Source organism: Leptospira bandrabouensis (assembly GCF_004770905.1).
In the GTDB taxonomy this organism is placed as follows: Bacteria; Spirochaetota; Leptospiria; order Leptospirales; family Leptospiraceae; genus Leptospira_A; species Leptospira_A bandrabouensis.
Genome location: NZ_RQHT01000012.1, coordinates 194346 through 211675, shown reverse-complemented (window position 1 = coordinate 211675; position 17330 = coordinate 194346). Strand labels below are relative to the sequence as shown.

The following is a 17330-nucleotide window of genomic DNA, read 5'->3' as shown; positions in this document are numbered from 1 at the left end:
GACATAAGAAAAAACCTTAGATAGTATTATGTCCCAAATTATCGATCCCATTTCCAGTGAAATTTTTGAAAGAAAGCCGTACTTACAAAATTATTTCAGAAACTTTCAATCCGAGAACCATTGGGAATTGGGTCCTGCCAAGAAACCAGGGGAATATTATGTCTCATTAAATGAGGAACCTCTCTCTTCTTCCTTCTCCCCCCTAACACAAGCCATTCGACTATTGGATACTTACTCCTTACGAGCAACTGATATTGTGATTTTGTTTGGGCTTGGAAATCCCCACCTCATCCAAAAGATCAGTGAAACTTTGACACCAGGACAAATCCTCATTCTTATCGGAGATGATGAAACCCTAATCCCTGTTATTTGGGAAAAAATTTTAATCCCTGTTTTACAGGTTCCCGGTAGGCATTTGTTTTCGGGAGAGGCCTTTTTTCCTTTGTTTTTTAACTATCTAGAGTCCCTTCCCATCGAACGAGTGAGTGGACTGAAGGTAATTCGTAACCCAACCGACACCAATAGAAACTCAGTTTTTCGTGAATTAGAAGAAAAAACCCAAACCGTTTTTTCAGCCAAGATGAGTGACCTACTCACTAAGTTTGAATTTGAAAGGTTATGGATTAAAAACTCTATTTGGAATTTGGTTCATGTAGGAAAAGAAACACCTCTTCGTTATCCCATCTCTTCTTTAAGGGAAAAATTCAAAGGACTAACCGCCGTACTCGTGTCAGCTGGTCCTAGTCTACGAAAAAACCTTCCTTGGTTACAATCGGTGAGAGACAAAGTATTTGTTTTATCTTGTGATACATCTCTCAAAGTTCTTATCAAAGCAGGGATCGAAGCGGATGGAGTGGTCACACTGGATGCCCAAACCAATTCCTTTTTTCATTTTATGGGTGAGTCACTGACCAGGATTCCACTCTTTGCAGACCTTGTCAGTTCTCCTACACTTCTCAGGGAACCTATGTTTCATTCTGTGGTGCATTCTGTCACAGCAAAATACCAAGTGGATGCGGAAGGGTCACTGGTTCGGGAAGTCACCGCGGGAGGAGAACTCGCCGAACAGGTGTTTCGTGAAGTTGGCGATATCCAATCCGGAGGCTCTGTGGCTACCACAGCCTTTGATATGCTTAGGTATATGGGTTTTACCTCTGTGTATTTTCTTGGCCAAGACTTGGCTTACTCCGGAAGAGAAATCCATTCCACGGGAACCCACCATAATGAAAAATGGCTCACCCTACTTAGTCGAAAGAATAGTTTAGAACGAATCAATGAAGTCATCATTCGGAAAAGGGAAACTCGTTTTGTTCCAAGGGCTGGGGGAATAGGATCTGTCCTTACTGATTATGTTTTGGATTTGTACAGACACTGGTTTGAAGAGTCAGCAAGTTCAGTCAGTGAAATGCAACTTTTCAACGTAAATGAAGATGGCGCTGAAATATCGGGAATTCAGACCCTTTCTCCAGAAAAAGCCAAGGAGAATTTAATTGAAACTCCAAACCATAACTACCCTTGGAGAGAACTTCCCATTTGGAAACTTGGTTTGGAAAATAGGATGGGGGATCAAAATCCAAAGAAGGTTTCTTCCAAAACTCGCGATCCTAAAAACAATGGGATAGCATCAGGATCCTCTGAGGTGACAACTCCCCCCTACTTAATCCCCCAAGGTGCAGAAACCCTATTCCAACATATCCAAAAAGATTTGGAGTTTATGGAAAAGGGTCTGAAAGAATTCGAAAAGAATTCTTCAACCCAAACCTTTCAAGAATCGGACATTTGGATTTGGATGCGGGAACAGTCTTATTTAAGAAGGATGGTGCGGAAAACAGAAATCTATATTTTGCGTCACCAGGATTTGGAACTCGTACGAAAGAACCAACTCATGATCCAATCTATCAAAAAAGAAATCCGATATTTAAAACGAAGTCTTTATCCAATGATGGATTCATTTCCAGAAAAAGGATGAAAAACAGAATTGTCTTCAAACTCTGGAAAATAATCAAAAAATAATTTTTGAGATACCACGCGGTAAGCAAAGGGATTTTTATCCACATAACCTTCTGTATATGGAAGTGCTGGCAATTGGTGGAAATTGATTCTTTCTTCAAAGTTGATAAAATCACGACGGCCCAGTTCAGGTCGTAACTCTAAAACGGTTTCTTTCAGCAGATTCCAGTCCAATTTAAAACTCATCCTAGCCCCGCGAAAGGCAGGGGATCTTTCGAGTAAATTCACCAAACGTTTTACTGGACAATCCATATGATAGTATTTAGTTACATAAACTTTGACAAACCTTGCCGCAAGACCCATCGGTTCCCAAATGAGATCAGACTCTCTGTCCTCAGATTCTTCTTTTTTGATTTCACTAAGTACTACATGTAACTCAGGAATGGATTGTCTTCCTGTCATAATCAAGGAAGACTCTTCCATTCCAAATTCCCCATAATACAACCATTTGTAGAAGTCCTGGATTTCTGCTTCCGGATGGTCTTCTACAAACTTTGTTAAAAGAAAAAGTTTTTCTTTATTTGTGAGGATCGATTCGCGTTCAGTTTGCATTCTGTGTTGCTCGCAGTTCTTTGCCTAACACCAAACGTTTGATGTTTTCTCTATGGGAATAGGAAATGAGGAAAAAAGTAGCAACTAACACAAAAAAGATGACTGGTTGGTATTCGGAATCCGGAATGAATTTTGTGGTTCCAAAATACCAAATGGGCATGGAAAGGGTTGCCAAGATGGACCCTAGAGAAACAAATCCAGAAATTTTATAGACTATAAAAAAGATCACAACCGCACAAACAGTGACAATCGGAACAAGAGTCATATATACTCCGAGAGCTGTGGCGACCCCCTTTCCTCCTTTGAAATGAAGGAAAGGTGTGAATGTATGACCTAGGATGGCAACGGATCCGAGAAGGATTTCAGTGGTGGTGAGTGAATAAGGAGATTCAATGTAGGATGCGGCAACGACAGGAATGGCACCTTTCAAGGCATCCAAAAAGAGGGCGATGATTCCATACTTCCAGCCGATGACCCGGCCGACGTTGGTGGCACCGATATTACGGCTGCCGTGTTCGCGGATGTCTATCCCCCGCACTTGTTTGGCCAGGAGAAACCCGACCGGAATGCCACCCAAAAGGTAGCTCAATAGGACTGCGGCAAGTATCATTCCTTGCCCTCCTTACCCTCGTTTCTATTCCGAAGTTCAATCTCGACGGCTAGGCCATCCAACCCGAACTCCGCTACTATACTCTTTCGGTAAAAGCTTAAGATATTTGACGGAAAGAGTTTCGTATCGTTAACAAAGAATAAAATTTTAAAAGGAATCTGGGAGACCTGGGTGGCGTAATACACCTTCGGTGGTCGATTCGATGCCTTCTGCACCTTATTTTTGCCCCCCCATTTGCTTAACCAGTCATTTAGGGCACGGGTGGTCAGCTTTTTTTGGGACTTTTCGTAGAGAGCAATCACCGATTCTAGGAGTTTATGGGTGCGGAGTTTTTCCTTGGCGGAGAGGGAAATGAGAGGTCGTTCCTTCAAAATGGAAAGTTTGGCCTCCATCCGGTCTTTGTAGTGTTTCCAAGAATTGGATTCTTTTTCTGGAACGAGATCCCATTTGTTCACAGCCACAATCATCGGTTTTCCGAGTTCTTGGATTTCCCCGAAGATCTTTTTGTCAAATTCACCAAGCCCCTTCATGGCATCCACAAGAAGGACCACCACATCGGCCTCCCCCAAACTGTGAAGGGTCCGTTTATAAGAATAAAATTCTAAACTTTCCCCTGTTTTGGATTTTCTTCGAATCCCTGCTGTATCAATGATTTCCAATTTATGGTTTTGAAAATAAAACTGATCGGAAACAGAATCTCTAGTGGTTCCTGGCACATCACTTACCACTGCCCGTTTGTATCCAAGAAAAGTGTTAAGAAGTGACGACTTACCCGAGTTAGGTTTCCCGATGATGGCAATTTTACAATACGGGTCTTCCGGCATTTTGATTTTGTCTGGAAGGAAAAAATTAATCTTTTGATACAGGAGATCAAAATTCCTTCTCCCCAATGCCGAAATGGGTAGAAGTTCGTTTAACCCTAGTTTGTAAAATGGTTCCAAATCATATTCGTCTTGTTCGGTATCCACTTTGTTGATAAGAGTGAGAACATTTTTGTCTTTTAGGATTTCGTCTTTTTTGAATAAATCGATCAGTTTATGATCATACTTACGTAAGTCTTTATGATCAATGACATGAAGGATAAGATCCGAATTTCGTAAATGTTCAAAAGCAATCTCAATGATTTCCTTAGAGATTTCATCGATATTTTCAATATCAAGACCGGGTGTATCGGACAAAGTGAACGGAATTTTAAATTCTGATCTTTCGACAGTCTTTTGTAAAACGTCCCGAGTGACACCGGCCGTGTTTTCTGTGATGGCACTTTGTGCGCGGAGGATGGCGTTGAATAGTGTGGATTTACCCACATTTTGTCTACCAACAATGGTGACCACTGGAAGTCCTTTCATTTGCGTAGGTGTTCCTTCATGGCTCTTTCCATATCGATTTTGGCTTCCTTTTTTTGAATGTCGTCTCGTTTGTCGTAAAGTTTTTTTGGTTTTGCTAATGCGACATCTATCTTCACCAAACGGTTGTTCTTAAAGAAACAACGAGTTGCTACAAGAACAAGTCCCTTCTCTTTGATGGACCTATCAATTTTTTCAATTTCTTTTGCTTTTAATAGAAGTTTGCGAGGCCTAATTTCAGGATGGTTCGCATAACCCCCGTTCTTGTAAGGTGGGATTTGAAAGTTTTCTAAAAACACTTCCCCGTTTCTCACTTTGGCAAAACAATCGGTAAGGTTTCCCTTTTTTTCTCGAAGGGATTTTACCTCAGATCCTGTGAGTACAACACCAGCCTCGAACGAATCTAATAGTTCGAAATTGAACTTTGCCTTTTTGTTGATTAAAGGATCGGTTCCGCGTGGTTTGTCGTCTTTTTTGGTTTTGCCCATAGTTATTATTGCCTAAGCGAATGGTGAATTTGCACGAGTCGTGCAATTTCTGCCCCAATCAAATTCGGCATGGAATAAAAGTTGTCTGCCGTAATCTGCAGGGAGTCGTGGAACACATGTTCCGCAATATAGCGAGACCCAAGTCCCACCCCTAAAAATACATAATTTTTCTCCTGGTTTTTCAGTACAGCTTCTTTCAACTTTCTCGTATCAAAAGACGCCAGTTCGTCTTCGATATAAGTTTTGGCCCTTTGGCCTCGGAAGTCAGAAAGGATCACAATGATCTTGGTTTGGGCATCAGGCGAAAAAAACCGCTCCGCATTGGAGAGAACTTGGTATTCAGGAATGCTGTCCCCGTGCCAATTTTTACAAAGAGCTGTGAAAACCTCTTCCTCTTTGTCCGCAGTGTAGTCTTCTTCTGCCGACTTTAAGTTAAAAATGTCCACAGTGTCTTTGGAGTTTTTGATATCACAAAAAGTATGAACACTCGTTTTGATATCATGTTCGTTTAGGATGTGTAAACTCACAAGAAGCGCCGAAAGCATCGCAATCGAATATTCAAAGTTAAAGATCCTGCGGCATTTGGAAACAAGGAAGGTAACTTCTACACCTTTTAGTTTTTCATCATTCTTTTCAATTGTGGTTTTATCGAAGATTTTTGTATCTCCCCTTCCACTTTTGTACGAAATGTATTTCCTTGCATCCACCCTGGAACCTTCGTTTTTGTACATCCGGTGGATGTCAATTTCTGGATCAAAGAGTTGTTCTAAATTGAGTTCGACCTCTTCGAGTTCTTTCCCAAAGACGGATTTAAACTCTTCAAGACCTACCATTATGGAATAATCCCAAAGGAGACGGCGTTTCTTTAAAAATTGTTTATAGAGTTCGTCGGTTCGGTATCCCCAAGCACCACCACCGCCTTGTGGTTCTCCTTGGCCTTGGTTCCCTTGGGTGTCTTGCCCATACCAAGCATCGGGACCTTCTTTGGTGCCGCCACCAGTTTCTGGAGTATTGATCTCAATACCCCTTTTGGTTTCGGCTCCAGAGTTGAGTTTTTTAGCAACGCCTGTTAGTGGGTCCCGTTTGTGAAGTTCTGGATCCCACCAATTTTTGCGATTTAGTCCGGACTCAACGGTAAACGTTTTTTTTTTCTCTTCGATTTCCTCGAAGAGTGTTGAGACCACTTCCACACCTGAAAGAAAACCTTCGAGGAGGCGTTCGAGTTCCTTTCTTTCTTTTGGGTCAGCAATTTGATTGGTGTAATAAATCTTTCCACCACGAATCGCAATGTCTTTTACATCTGTTTGGTTGTGTCGATAGATATGGTTTTTCCATTTTAAAAGATTGGCGATCCCAAATCGGTAAGGCATTAGATTTGCCGATCCAATGGTGCGTTTTTCTGCCAATTCCTTGGCTTTGAGATGAAAACGTGCCAAGGAACGAGGAAGAACCCCTTCTGGTAGATAGAATTCTAAAATCTCTTCGAGAACCTTTACATCTTCGAGTTCAGGAAAAAGAATGGGAGTGAAGCGGTTACGAAAGGCGCGAGAAATGGTGGTTACTGATTTAGAAGCACGAAATGACTTCATTCCAAACACGATGGATTTTTCTGTGAGTTGGATGGGAAGGTATTCCCCGGACTCTGGTGGCAAAGTTAGGGAACGTGCATCATCCGTTAACATATTCATCTTTTCAACGAGCTCCGCACCAGCAGATTCAAGTCCTGAGATGAGAATGATATGACCTTTTCGGATAGAGCGTGTTAGGGGGCCATCCACCCAAGTGACACTTTCAATATTTCCCTCTTCGGTTGGTTTTAAAGCACCCACAACATCAGAGGTATGCATTCCCTTAGATAACATGACAGACTCAAGTTCGATTCCTGTGAGTTCCGTAAAGAGTGGTAAAAATTCTTGAGGGTCCTGGTCTTCTCTATATTCAATTAAGATGTTTTCTTTGGCTTGGATGGCAGTGAATACTTGGTCGAGAAATTGTAATATGGGTTCAGGTGTGGGATAAGTCGATAGAAGAGAGATTGTCTTTTTTTCGTCCCAGGTTTTGATTTCTTTGTCATTCCAAAAGATGGTAGAACTTTGGACATAACCTTTGGTCGGAACAAGTTTCACTGATCCACCAAACTCTGATTCAATGAGTTCTCTTTGTTTTGCCTTGTCTTCTTTTTTTCGGAACGGTTCTTCAAATAAGTAGAGTGCTTCTCTTGCCGCAACTGTTTTGTCTTTGGCACCGAATAATACCAAACGGTTACAATATTTTTGCAAAGTACGTAGATTGAAATGGTATTTTTCTAAATCACCTTTTCCAATTTCCCCGGATTTGATTCGAGCCTCTGATTCCAAACTAATCCGAATGATTTGTTTTAAAACATCTTCCCCAAGCATGGGATAGAGTTTTTTTAAAATAAAAAACATTTCCTCCGGAGAATAAGGATCTACATACACCACGGCAAAGTGTTTGGTGATATCAAAAGGAAGGGGTTTTCTTCCTTCAAATCCTTCACTGGGGTTTTGGGTTCCGATAAACCAGAATCCTGTTTTTCCATTCACCCTCTCCCCACTTCCTTCCAAAAGATCCAAGTAGTTCGATTCATAAACAGAAGAAAAACGTTTGATGATGTTTGGTGCACAAAGGTTCATCTCATCAGCAACAAAACTAAGTCCTTCTGACAAAGCATTGGTGAGAGGGCCGTTCGACCAGGTGAATCCTTTTCCATCCAAAAGGATTCGGTAAGAACCAATTAAGTCTTCCGGAAGTGTGTCTTCATTGAAACTAAATCGAAGGGTGGGTTGTTTACGAAGAGAGTTGATATAATAGATAAGTGCGTTTTTTCCCACACCCGCATCACCGACAAGAAGGACGGGAATCCCTTCGAGCATCGGGTATAGAATTTTTTGTAAGGTTTGTTTGACCGAGTCCGTTTCGACAAGGCTAGAAGGGAAAACGGGAAACTTTTCTGAGTGCGGGAGGACCGGCACTTTCACATCGGCGATGGTAACAAATTCCATATCCTTCAGATTTCTATCCATTTCCTAGGTGTAAACCAAATTCTATTGACCCGTACCTCCCCCAAAAACCATGATGATTTCATGGATTTCGCAAATAGAATGTATGGGATTGATTCCTCCCCCATCCGCAAGGCTTTCGAGCTCGCACGGACTATCCAAAACCCGATCAATTTGAGTATCGGCCAACCACATTTCCCTTGCCCACCTAACATCATTGAGGCCTTAACAAAAGCGGCACGTGATGGAAAAACTTCTTATACCCTAACCGGCGGGATTCCTGAATTAAAATCGGCAATGGCTGAGAAATACAGAACCCAAAACAAAATTTCTTATGCCCATGAAGACAGAATCCTTGTTACCTCGGGAATCTCTTCTGCATTATTTTTATTATTCAATGCACTCGTGAACGAAGGTGACGAATGTTTGGTCATCTCCCCTTACTTTTTAATGTATCCAGCGATGTTAAAATTTTATGGTGGGAAAGTAGTTCCACTAGAGGAAAGTTTTAAACCAGCAGACTTAGAAGCTTTAAAATCTAGAAAATTCAAACTGATCATTTTTTCAAACCCATCGAACCCAACAGGAAAGGTTCTTTCCAAAGAACAACTAAGAGCCCTTGCCAATTTAGCGGAAAGCACAGGTGCCTATCTCATTAGCGATGAAATTTATGAACTCTTTGATTATGACAATGCGTTTTTTTCCATTGGTTCTGAGTATGAAAAAACAATCACCCTCACTGGTTTTTCCAAAACATACAATATGACCGGGCTTAGGCTTGCCACCATCCTTGCTGAAGATAAAGTCATCAAAGCTCTCACCACCTTACAGCAGTATACTGTAGTCTGTGCTCCTTCCATCACCCAATGGGCTGGAATCGAAGCATTAAAAACAGATATGAGTGCTTATATCCAAGACTATCGTGAAAAACGCGATTTTGTTTATGATTCCTTAAAAGACTACTACCCCATCCAAAAATCAGGTGGGGCATTTTATTCCTTCTTCCAAGTTCCTGTCACTGATGAAGAATTCATCCAAAGGGCGGTCAAAAAAGACCTCATCCTTGTTCCAGGATATATCTTTTGTGACCAAAAGAATTTTGTAAGGCTTTCCTTTGCCACCGAATGGGATACTTTGAAACGAGGGATGAAGGCCTTACAAGAACTTTCTAAGGAAAGTTAAACTCCGTCCTTCAGATTAAAGGTAAGGAAATACATTGGATTTTATGGACGAATCGATTTGGTTATCACTCTGGACCCTATCGACCTATGGAATCCTATTTTTTTTTGGCGGGGCCTTAGCTAGTTTTTATACAACCCTTGGGGAACGTATCCTCCTCTATTGTTACGGCAAAAAAAGAAAAGAAACCATTGGTTTTAACCGCTGGAAAATCATTTTTTCCAAACCAAGTCACTGTCCGTCTTGCGGGCATTTGGTGACTAAAACTCATCTCATCCCTATTTTAGGATGGTTTTTTACAAAAGGAAAATGTAAGTCCTGCGACACAGAACTACCGAAACTCTACCCATTGTCTGAATTTCTTTTTGGTCTCATGGCCATCTTTGTTTATTTTGTTTCGGAAGATATCTTGGGAACCATCTTCCTTTTATTTTTGTTTGGGCACTTACTTATCTCAATGATGACAGATGTCGCCAAATTTTCTTTGGATTATGAAAACCTTCCCTTCATCATTGGTTTTGGTTTCCTTTCCAACTATTTCTTGTTTAGTGAATCATTCAACTTAGAAACTTTATGGGTGTTTTTGGGATTTTTAGTATTTTATCTTTTGATTTATCTTCTCTTTCGCGGGGGTACTGGCCTGGGTGATGTGCTTTTTTCCCCCTTTTTTGCTGCCATTGCCGGAAATCCCTTTTGGATTTTATACTTTAACTCCGCTTACCTACTGGCTGTAGGTTTTACTTTTCTTTTACGAAAAAAAGGAGATTCTTTAAAGGGAAAAAAGATTCCTATGGGTCTTTATTTTTCCCTCGGATTATTTTTAACTTATTTTGCAAAGTTACTAGTCCACTACTACAACTGGGAGGGATTTCCGATCTATGGAACCATTGAATGAATTACCACATATGAGAAAACACTATACTCGCTCTGTTCTTTCGGAAGAAACTGCGGGTTCTGATCCCTTAAAATTATTTAGTCTTTGGTTTTCGGAAGCAAAAGAAGAAGGAGAAGCCGAACCCAATGCTATGAGCCTGGCCACGGTAGACAAATCAGGCCATCCATCGGTGCGTATTGTTTTACTCAAAGGCCTGATTCGTGACGAGTTCCAGTTTTTTACCAATTATGATTCCGATAAAGGAAGAGACATTGCTGAAAACAACCATGTTGCTCTTAATTTCTTTTGGCCCAAACTGGAAAGACAAATCCGTATTGAGGGAAAAGCAAGCCGCATTGCAAAAGAAGAATCAGAAACTTATTTTGCCGTAAGACCGAGGGAATCACAAATCGGAGCCCATACATCAAATCAAAGTTCGGTGGTTCCATCTAGAGAATTTTTAGAAGAAAAATTTGCTGCCCTTACAAAAGAATGGGAAGGAAAAGAAATTCCGAAACCAGAAAATTGGGGTGGGTATACGGTCTCTCCTACTAAAATCGAATTTTGGCAAGGAAGGGTCGGAAGGTTACATGATAGAATATCTTTTGAAAGACTAGATTCGGGTTGGAAACGGTCGAGACTATCTCCTTAACGTTGGTTTCAGGAAATAGATTCGGAACCTTTGGTAATGAACGGAAAGTTATTCTTTTAAATAAAACCTATTCCATGGAGAAAAAATCTTTTTCAACCATCACCATTTAGTAATTTTATAGTGATGGTCGATTCAAAGCACTTGGATCTAATTCAATTTCAACCGTGGAGATTGAGTAAGTGACCTAACTTTGTTTTTTTGGTCTGCAGGTAACGGGTATTTTCTTCCACAGGATCAATCTCAATCGGAACTCTTTCCGTTACGTGCAAATTGTAACCTTCAAGGCCCACAATCTTACGAGGGTTATTGGTAATGAGTTTCATTTGTTTCACCCCAATATCTCGTAAAATCTGCGCCCCAATTCCGTATTCACGTAAGTCAGGTGCAAATCCCAATTTTTCATTGGCTTCCACTGTATCAAGCCCACCCTCTTGTAAGGAATAGGCTTTGAGTTTATTGATGATTCCAATCCCACGCCCTTCTTGGCGCATATAAAGTAGAACTCCCGTTCCTTCTTTTTCAATCATACGAAGGGCATTATGGAGTTGAGGTCCACAATCACATCGTTGGGAAGAAAAAATATCTCCTGTCAAACATTCACTATGAACACGCACGAGTACAGGTTTATTGGAATCGATTTCCCCTTTTACCAGTGCCATGTGGATTTTGTCGTCAATTTGAGTGGAATAAGCTTTGATTTTAAAATCACCAAACTCCGTTGGTAAACTTGCTTCCACTTCCAAATGGATTAATTTTTCTTTATGCCTTCTGTAACGAATGAGATCTTCGATAGTATAAATATTAAGGCCATGAGTTTTTGCAAATTTTTCCAAATCTGGAATTCTTGCCATCGAACCGTCATCATTCATAATCTCACAAATGACACCACTTGGATATAGACCAGCTAACTTTGCCAAGTCGACAGCCGCTTCCGTATGGCCTGCCCTTCGTAAAACTCCACCAGTCACCGCTTGCAAGGGAAACATATGACCTGGGCGCATCAAATCTTCCGATTTGGTTTTGGGATCAAGGAGTGCTTCTACCGTTTTGGCTCTGTCAGGTGCTGAAATTCCCGTTGTTGTTCCATGTTTGGCGTCTACAGAAACCGTAAATGCGGTTCCATGTTTGTCACCGAGAGAGAGGTCATCCACCATCTTACCTAAACCTAAGGCTTGGAGCCTTTCCCTTTCCATTGGAACACAAATGAGTCCTCGGCCGTGGGTGGCCATAAAGTTGATTTTGTCTTTGTCTGCAAATTGGGAAGCACAGACCAAATCTCCTTCGTTTTCTCTGTCTTCAGAGTCGACGAGAATGATCATTTTGCCTTGGCGGATTTCTTCGATTGCTTCTTCGATCGGACGTATCATTGGGGAAGGCCTCTATATACTAAAACTCTGAAAGCCGTTCCGAATTAAAGAAGATTCCCAAAGAAAGTCATTGATTTTTCCCCTTTCTTTTGTCTAAATAATCCGGATCGGAGGCCTTGTGGAACTAAAACTAAACGCAACAGGAAAGATCAAAACCATTGAAATTGCTGGAAAATTCGATATAGAATCTACAGAAGAATTTGAATCTATCTTTGCAAAAATCATCGAACCAAATCCCAGTATTGTTTCCATCGATATGAGCCGCCTCGACTATATCGATTCCTCAGGAATTGGTTCCCTGATCAAAAGTCTCAATTCACTGAAAAACAAAAAGGGGAAACTCATCCTTGTCGGAATGAAACCCATGATCATGAACGTATTCAAATTAGCAAAATTAGATATGTTTTTTGAAATTATGAACGAAATGGATTTTCGGACCAAATATGTTTCTGATGACGATACGGATTCCGAAATCGACGATCTATTGAAACGAAACTAAGATCCAGACCTTTGTTCCAAATAATTTTCAATGTATTTGGCAAGCACATCCACTTCTACATTCAACCATTGGTCTTTTTTCCAAGTGTTTGCATTTGTTTTTTCCATTGTCTCTGGAATCAGGATGAGTTGGATATTTCCATCTTTCACATCTACCACAGTAAGACTGATTCCATCTAAAGTCACAGAACCTTTTTTAACGAAATAACGTTGTAGATCTTTTGGGATCTCTACCCAAAACTCTTCCACTTCTGCTTCTATTTGTTTTCTGCTAACCACCTTTGCCATTCCATCCACATGGCCTTGGACCATATGACCACCAAACCTTTGTCCCAGTGCCATCGCTCGTTCCAAATTGACAGGCGAGCCCTCCCCTAACCGAGACAAGTTGGTAAGTTCCAAGGATTTAAAAGATGCATAAAATTTGAATAAATTGCCGAAGTCACTAAACTCGGTGACCGTCATACAAGCACCATTGATGGCGATGGAATCTCCTATTTTTAAATCAGGGTTTTCCCATTCAGTTTCAATTGTGAATTGAATTCCCGAATCAACTGGTTCGATTTTGATTACTTTTCCGAGGGTTTCAACAAGACCTGTAAACATAGGTTAGATGCTCCTTTGTAGTTTTCTGATAAATATACGGTTTGATCCGACTTGGTATTCAGAAATCAGTGGTTCATTATGATAAACAAAAGGAATTCCATTTGGAATGGATTTTTTTTCATTTCGAATCTCCAAAATCCGATCTTCCTCTGAAAGTTCATTTTGAAGGAAGTTTGGGAAAAAACTACCGGCTTCACATAACAAAGTATTGACCCCGAGTTCTCCAAGTATTTCTAAAAACTTATCACCTTCATCGGGATAAATCAAAATTCCTTCATAAGGAGAAAGGATTTTGATTTGTTCCTCTAATTCATTTGAAATAGGTTTTGAATCGTCCTCTGTTAGAATAAAAAAAATACATTTTTTGACTCCAAACTTTTCGGTCAGTTCCCTTTGTTTGGCAAAAAAAGTCTCAGATGGTAGCCTGTTCTCATCCAAACAAAAGATACGAAATGGTTGGTATACTTCTTCTTCCAAACGATGTAATGTTTCAGAATCTTTTGTGAATGATAATAAGGAAGAGATGAGCCCAGCACCGGCTTCAAAAAAAGGTTCTAATTCTGTAACCCGGATTCCTGGTTTTTGTGTAAGAACCATTTCTTCTGTAATTCGAAAATGAAGTGAGGGAGAATCAACAAAAACGGTTCCAGGACCTACAGCAATGGCATCCATTTTGGCACGGAAAACTTGTAAATAAAGATCCATCTCTTCCGAGCTCACACGTTCCTTTCTTTTTTCTTTCGAAGCATAATTTCCTTCGATCGATGTGGCTGCTTTGATCCATACCCAAGGGCGCCCTGTTTTGATTCTGTGTAAAAAACCCTGTAAAAAAGGAAGGGATACTTTTGCAAGCATGGGATCTAAAGCGACAGAAATGCCTGACTCTGCATATTTTTCCCAATCTCCAGAAGTCACTAAAGGATTGGGATCCTTCCATCCGAGTTTAATTTCTTTCGGTTTTCTTTCGATCACCAAATCACGGCAAGGTGGTGTTTTTCCAAAATGGGTACAGGGTTCTAAACTAACGGAAAGAATTTGGTTTTCACTTATATTCGGATAACGAGCATATAGTTCCCGCTCCGCATGGTTCCCACCAAATTTTTGAGTATGGGCAATGGCAAGAATGGAACCTGTTTCATCCGTTAAGACGGCAGAGACAGGAGGATTGGCTCCGGTTTTTCCCATTGCCAAAAACCCAAGTAGGGAATGCAGAGAATAAGTTTCCTTCCGTTTCTCTGCATCCATAAAATATTTATTATGCGAATCGTTTTTTCCTGAGTTGGTCGTAGATCTCAGAAATAGGCGCTGCAATATAGATAGAAGAATAGGTTCCGACAATCACACCAAAAAGAAGAACAAAAGCAAAATCATACAATTCCACTGCCCCACCCACGATGATCGCCACAACAGAAATCATAGTTGTAAAGGAAGTATTGATGGTTCTACCCAAGGTTTGTGTGATCGAAACATTGATGATATTGGAAAGTGCTAAGTTGTCTTTACCATGCGCATTTTCTCGAATCCGGTCAAATACCACAATTTTATCATTAATGGAATAACCAAGGAGAGTGAGAAGTGCCGCAATGATTGGAACACTTGGTTTAATTTGTAAAAATCCAATGAGTGCCAAAGTCATAAGGATGTCATGAACCAGAGCAATGGAAGAAGCCAAAGCAAACTTAAACTGAGATCGAATACTCAAATACAAAAGGATGATGGCAAGTGTTGTAAGAAGGAGTGTGATTCCCACTTCTGTTAACTCTCCACCAACAACCGCACCCACTTGGTCTGCAGATAATACTTTTTCTTTAGGAAGTTTGTATTCATATCTTAGAAGTTGCACAAAACGATCAATGGCAGAAGTAGAAGACTCACGATTTGCTTCCGGAATTTCTTTATACAAAGATTCAATGGTTTCAAGAGATCCAAGCCCGATGTCCAATTGGTAAATATTCTTTTCTTTTTCCAAAAGAATCACAACAGCTTCGATGTTTTTTGACTGAAAGTAACCTTCTAAGTCAGAACGAGTTTTGTCAGCCGGAAGTTCCACAACAGTACGAAGCCCACCATTAAAGTCTAGTGAATGAGCAAACCCACCGTATTTACCAAAGGTGATGGCAAATCCCAGAACAATCGCCAAAAATGAAAAACTAAGAGTAAAGTATTTATACTTTGTAAAATTGATATTACGCATTTGTAGTCTCCTTTTTTCCAAAGAAGAAAGGCCTTAAATTTAAATGATGCACTCCCATACGGTTTACAGTAAGTTCCATAAACAATCTAGAGAGGAAAAGAGAAGTAAAAAGAGTAGTGACAATCCCCCAACAAAGAGTGATCGCAAAACCTTTGATAGGTCCATTTCCAAGACGAATCATTAGAATCCCCGCAATGAGTGTGGTGACGTTTGCATCCATAATGGTCCAAAAAGCATTTTCAAAACCACGTGTGACCGCAATGGAAAGTGCCCTTCCCTCTTCAATTTCTTCTCTGATCCTTTCATAAATGATAACGTTTGCATCTACTGCCATACCCGCTGTCAAAATGATCCCTGCAATCCCTGGAAGTGTTAATGTAAAATCCATAAGAGTTAGAAGGGCCGCAAGAATGATGAGGTTGATGAGTAGAGATACGTCAGCAATAAACCCACCTAATCTGTAATAGAAGATCATATAAATCATTACTAGGAAAAACCCAATCGCAACGGCTTTCACACCCACTTCGATGGATTCAATTCCAAGAGTTGGTCCAATAAATCGCATCTCCAATACAGAAAGTGGGATTGGAAGTGCTCCTTCTGAAATTACGTTTGCCAATCGAATGGCTTCTTGTTCAGAGAAACTTCCTGAAATTTCCGCTCGTCCACCAGCGATTGGATCATTGATGACTGGATTGGAAATCACTTTATCTCCCCAAACAATTGCTAGGTTACGGCCACGGTTTTGTGAAGTAAGATCAAAAAACTTTTCTGCCCCATTCGGAGTGAGAGTAAAACTTACCATCCATCCATAGGAATTGGAGTTATATGATGGTTGGGCATTGGTCATATCATTACCAGATAAGGCAATTTTACGTTCCAAAACCACAAAACTACGAGGCAAAAGTGCAGACTTTGCCGCATTTCCTCGTGCCCACATCGCATATACTTTAAAGTCTTTTGGAATATTGTATTTTCTTTCCAAACCTTCTAAAAACTCGTCTTGGGCTTTTTTTCCTGCTTTGTTTTTTACAAGTTCTTGGAATAAGAAAATATCGGTATTTTCTCTTTTTCCTAAATCCATCATACGACGTTCGTTGTCTGCAATTTGGCTTTTATAAAGGAAAGGAGTTGGTTCTTCTAAACGATACTCTACCGTTTCTGTGTTTTGTAAAATTTCTAAAATAGCGGCTGAGTTAGCAACACCAGGTAGAGAAACTTCAATCGCATCTTGTTCTTTTTGGATACGAACTTGTGGCTCTGTAAGGTTTTGGGTCGTCAGACGATTGTCGATAATCATCTTTGCCTTTTCTAACTCCACAATTTTACGCATGGGAGAAAGATCAAAACTAGATTCAATTTCTGTTAGTCTTGATTTTGCTTTTTCTTTTTCTTCTGGTTTTGCCGTAGGGTTATTCAGTATTAGGTTCAGTTCCGCAATTTCTTTTGCATAAAGGTCTTTGAGTTTGGACGTATAATCATCAAAGTCACCTTTGAGGACCACTCTCATCCCCCCCTGTAAATCAAGACCCAATTTAATCGATAATGATTTTCCACCCCGAATTGTTTCTTCAATCCAAGTAGGTTCTAATTTGTTTTTGGATTCACTGACCAAAGATTGGTTTTCTTGGGAGATTTGGTTGATCTTGGCAGATGTGATAAATCTACCTTTTACTATATAAAAAGGATTTTCTTTAGGAGGAAGGGTTCCTTGTGGTTCAATGGTCCAACCAGAAGTTTTGCCATAATCTTTAGCCCAACGCTCAAAAAGAGCAGTTACCAAAACTTTTTGATCAGCTTCTGGCAAAGAATAAACATCTTCTTTCACAACGATCTTTAAAGTGCGATCGGCAAAGTTCGGATACAATATTGTAAATGAAACAGCCAGAATCAAAAAAGGAAGAATCAATAGTCGATACGATTGCAAGTTAGTT

The 17330-nt window shown here is 40.3% G+C and carries 15 protein-coding genes; 5 read left to right on the top strand and 10 right to left on the bottom strand.

Annotated elements, in window-relative coordinates:
- Positions 1-28 precede the first annotated feature (28 nt).
- On the top strand, positions 29-1969 hold the full coding sequence (locus EHR07_RS04630) for a motility associated factor glycosyltransferase family protein (RefSeq protein ID WP_135743997.1): 1941 nt from the start codon (positions 29-31) through the stop codon (positions 1967-1969).
- Here the strand turns inward: EHR07_RS04630 and EHR07_RS04625 are convergent.
- The 5 genes from EHR07_RS04625 to EHR07_RS04605 are packed head-to-tail and all read right to left on the bottom strand — an operon-like array spanning position 1933 to position 8029.
- On the bottom strand, positions 1933-2562 hold the full coding sequence (locus tag EHR07_RS04625; RefSeq protein ID WP_135743996.1) for a hypothetical protein: 630 nt from the start codon (positions 2560-2562) through the stop codon (positions 1933-1935). The genes EHR07_RS04630 and EHR07_RS04625 overlap by 37 nt on opposite strands.
- Positions 2552-3172, bottom strand: a complete 621-nt coding sequence (gene plsY / locus EHR07_RS04620) for a glycerol-3-phosphate 1-O-acyltransferase PlsY (protein ID WP_135743995.1) — start codon at positions 3170-3172, stop codon at positions 2552-2554. The genes EHR07_RS04625 and plsY overlap by 11 nt, the downstream gene beginning before the upstream one ends.
- Entirely contained in the window at positions 3169-4521 is a 1353-nt protein-coding gene (der, locus tag EHR07_RS04615; RefSeq protein ID WP_135743994.1) for a ribosome biogenesis GTPase Der, read from the bottom strand. Before der ends, plsY begins: the two co-directional genes overlap by 4 nt.
- Positions 4518-5006, bottom strand: coding sequence for an SsrA-binding protein SmpB (gene smpB / locus EHR07_RS04610; protein ID WP_002974168.1), 489 nt, complete (start codon positions 5004-5006; stop codon positions 4518-4520). The genes der and smpB overlap by 4 nt, the downstream gene beginning before the upstream one ends.
- Positions 5007-5011: 5 nt before the next feature.
- Complete coding sequence (locus EHR07_RS04605) at positions 5012-8029, bottom strand: AAA family ATPase (RefSeq protein ID WP_135743993.1); 3018 nt, start codon at positions 8027-8029, stop codon at positions 5012-5014.
- 81 nt (positions 8030-8110) lie between these two features.
- On the opposite strand from EHR07_RS04605, the gene EHR07_RS04600 reads away from it, so the two are divergent.
- Genes EHR07_RS04600 through pdxH form a run of 3 tightly spaced genes read left to right on the top strand, consistent with a single transcriptional unit; the run spans position 8111 to position 10731 of the window.
- The gene (locus tag EHR07_RS04600) at positions 8111-9208 is read left to right on the top strand and encodes a pyridoxal phosphate-dependent aminotransferase (protein WP_208739699.1); all 1098 of its coding nucleotides are present in this window, start codon (positions 8111-8113) and stop codon (positions 9206-9208) included.
- Between the two features lie 43 nt (positions 9209-9251).
- A complete protein-coding gene (locus EHR07_RS04595; RefSeq protein ID WP_135743992.1) occupies positions 9252-10100 on the top strand; it encodes a prepilin peptidase in 849 nt (282 codons plus the stop codon).
- The gene (pdxH, locus tag EHR07_RS04590; RefSeq protein ID WP_208739720.1) at positions 10093-10731 is read left to right on the top strand and encodes a pyridoxamine 5'-phosphate oxidase; all 639 of its coding nucleotides are present in this window, start codon (positions 10093-10095) and stop codon (positions 10729-10731) included. The genes EHR07_RS04595 and pdxH overlap by 8 nt, the downstream gene beginning before the upstream one ends.
- A gap of 158 nt (positions 10732-10889) precedes the next feature.
- Here the strand turns inward: pdxH and EHR07_RS04585 are convergent, their stop codons facing one another.
- A complete protein-coding gene (locus EHR07_RS04585) occupies positions 10890-12098 on the bottom strand; it encodes a bifunctional 3,4-dihydroxy-2-butanone-4-phosphate synthase/GTP cyclohydrolase II (protein WP_135743991.1) in 1209 nt (402 codons plus the stop codon).
- A gap of 118 nt (positions 12099-12216) precedes the next feature.
- On the opposite strand from EHR07_RS04585, the gene EHR07_RS04580 reads away from it, so the two are divergent.
- Complete coding sequence (locus EHR07_RS04580; RefSeq protein WP_135743990.1) at positions 12217-12597, top strand: STAS domain-containing protein; 381 nt, start codon at positions 12217-12219, stop codon at positions 12595-12597.
- On the opposite strand, the gene EHR07_RS04575 is transcribed toward EHR07_RS04580, so the two are convergent.
- The 4 genes from EHR07_RS04575 to secD are packed head-to-tail and all read right to left on the bottom strand — an operon-like array spanning position 12594 to position 17323.
- Positions 12594-13202 (bottom strand): riboflavin synthase, encoded by a 609-nt coding sequence (locus EHR07_RS04575; protein WP_135743989.1) that lies wholly within the window; start codon positions 13200-13202, stop codon positions 12594-12596. The two genes, EHR07_RS04580 and EHR07_RS04575, sit on opposite strands and share 4 nt — an antisense overlap.
- A gap of 3 nt (positions 13203-13205) precedes the next feature.
- Positions 13206-14447, bottom strand: coding sequence for a bifunctional diaminohydroxyphosphoribosylaminopyrimidine deaminase/5-amino-6-(5-phosphoribosylamino)uracil reductase (locus tag EHR07_RS04570; protein WP_135743988.1), 1242 nt, complete (start codon positions 14445-14447; stop codon positions 13206-13208).
- Between the two features lie 10 nt (positions 14448-14457).
- Positions 14458-15396, bottom strand: a complete 939-nt coding sequence (gene secF, locus EHR07_RS04565) for a protein translocase subunit SecF (protein ID WP_135743987.1) — start codon at positions 15394-15396, stop codon at positions 14458-14460.
- Entirely contained in the window at positions 15389-17323 is a 1935-nt protein-coding gene (secD, locus tag EHR07_RS04560) for a protein translocase subunit SecD (RefSeq protein ID WP_135743986.1), read from the bottom strand. Before secD ends, secF begins: the two co-directional genes overlap by 8 nt.
- Positions 17324-17330 lie beyond the last annotated feature (7 nt).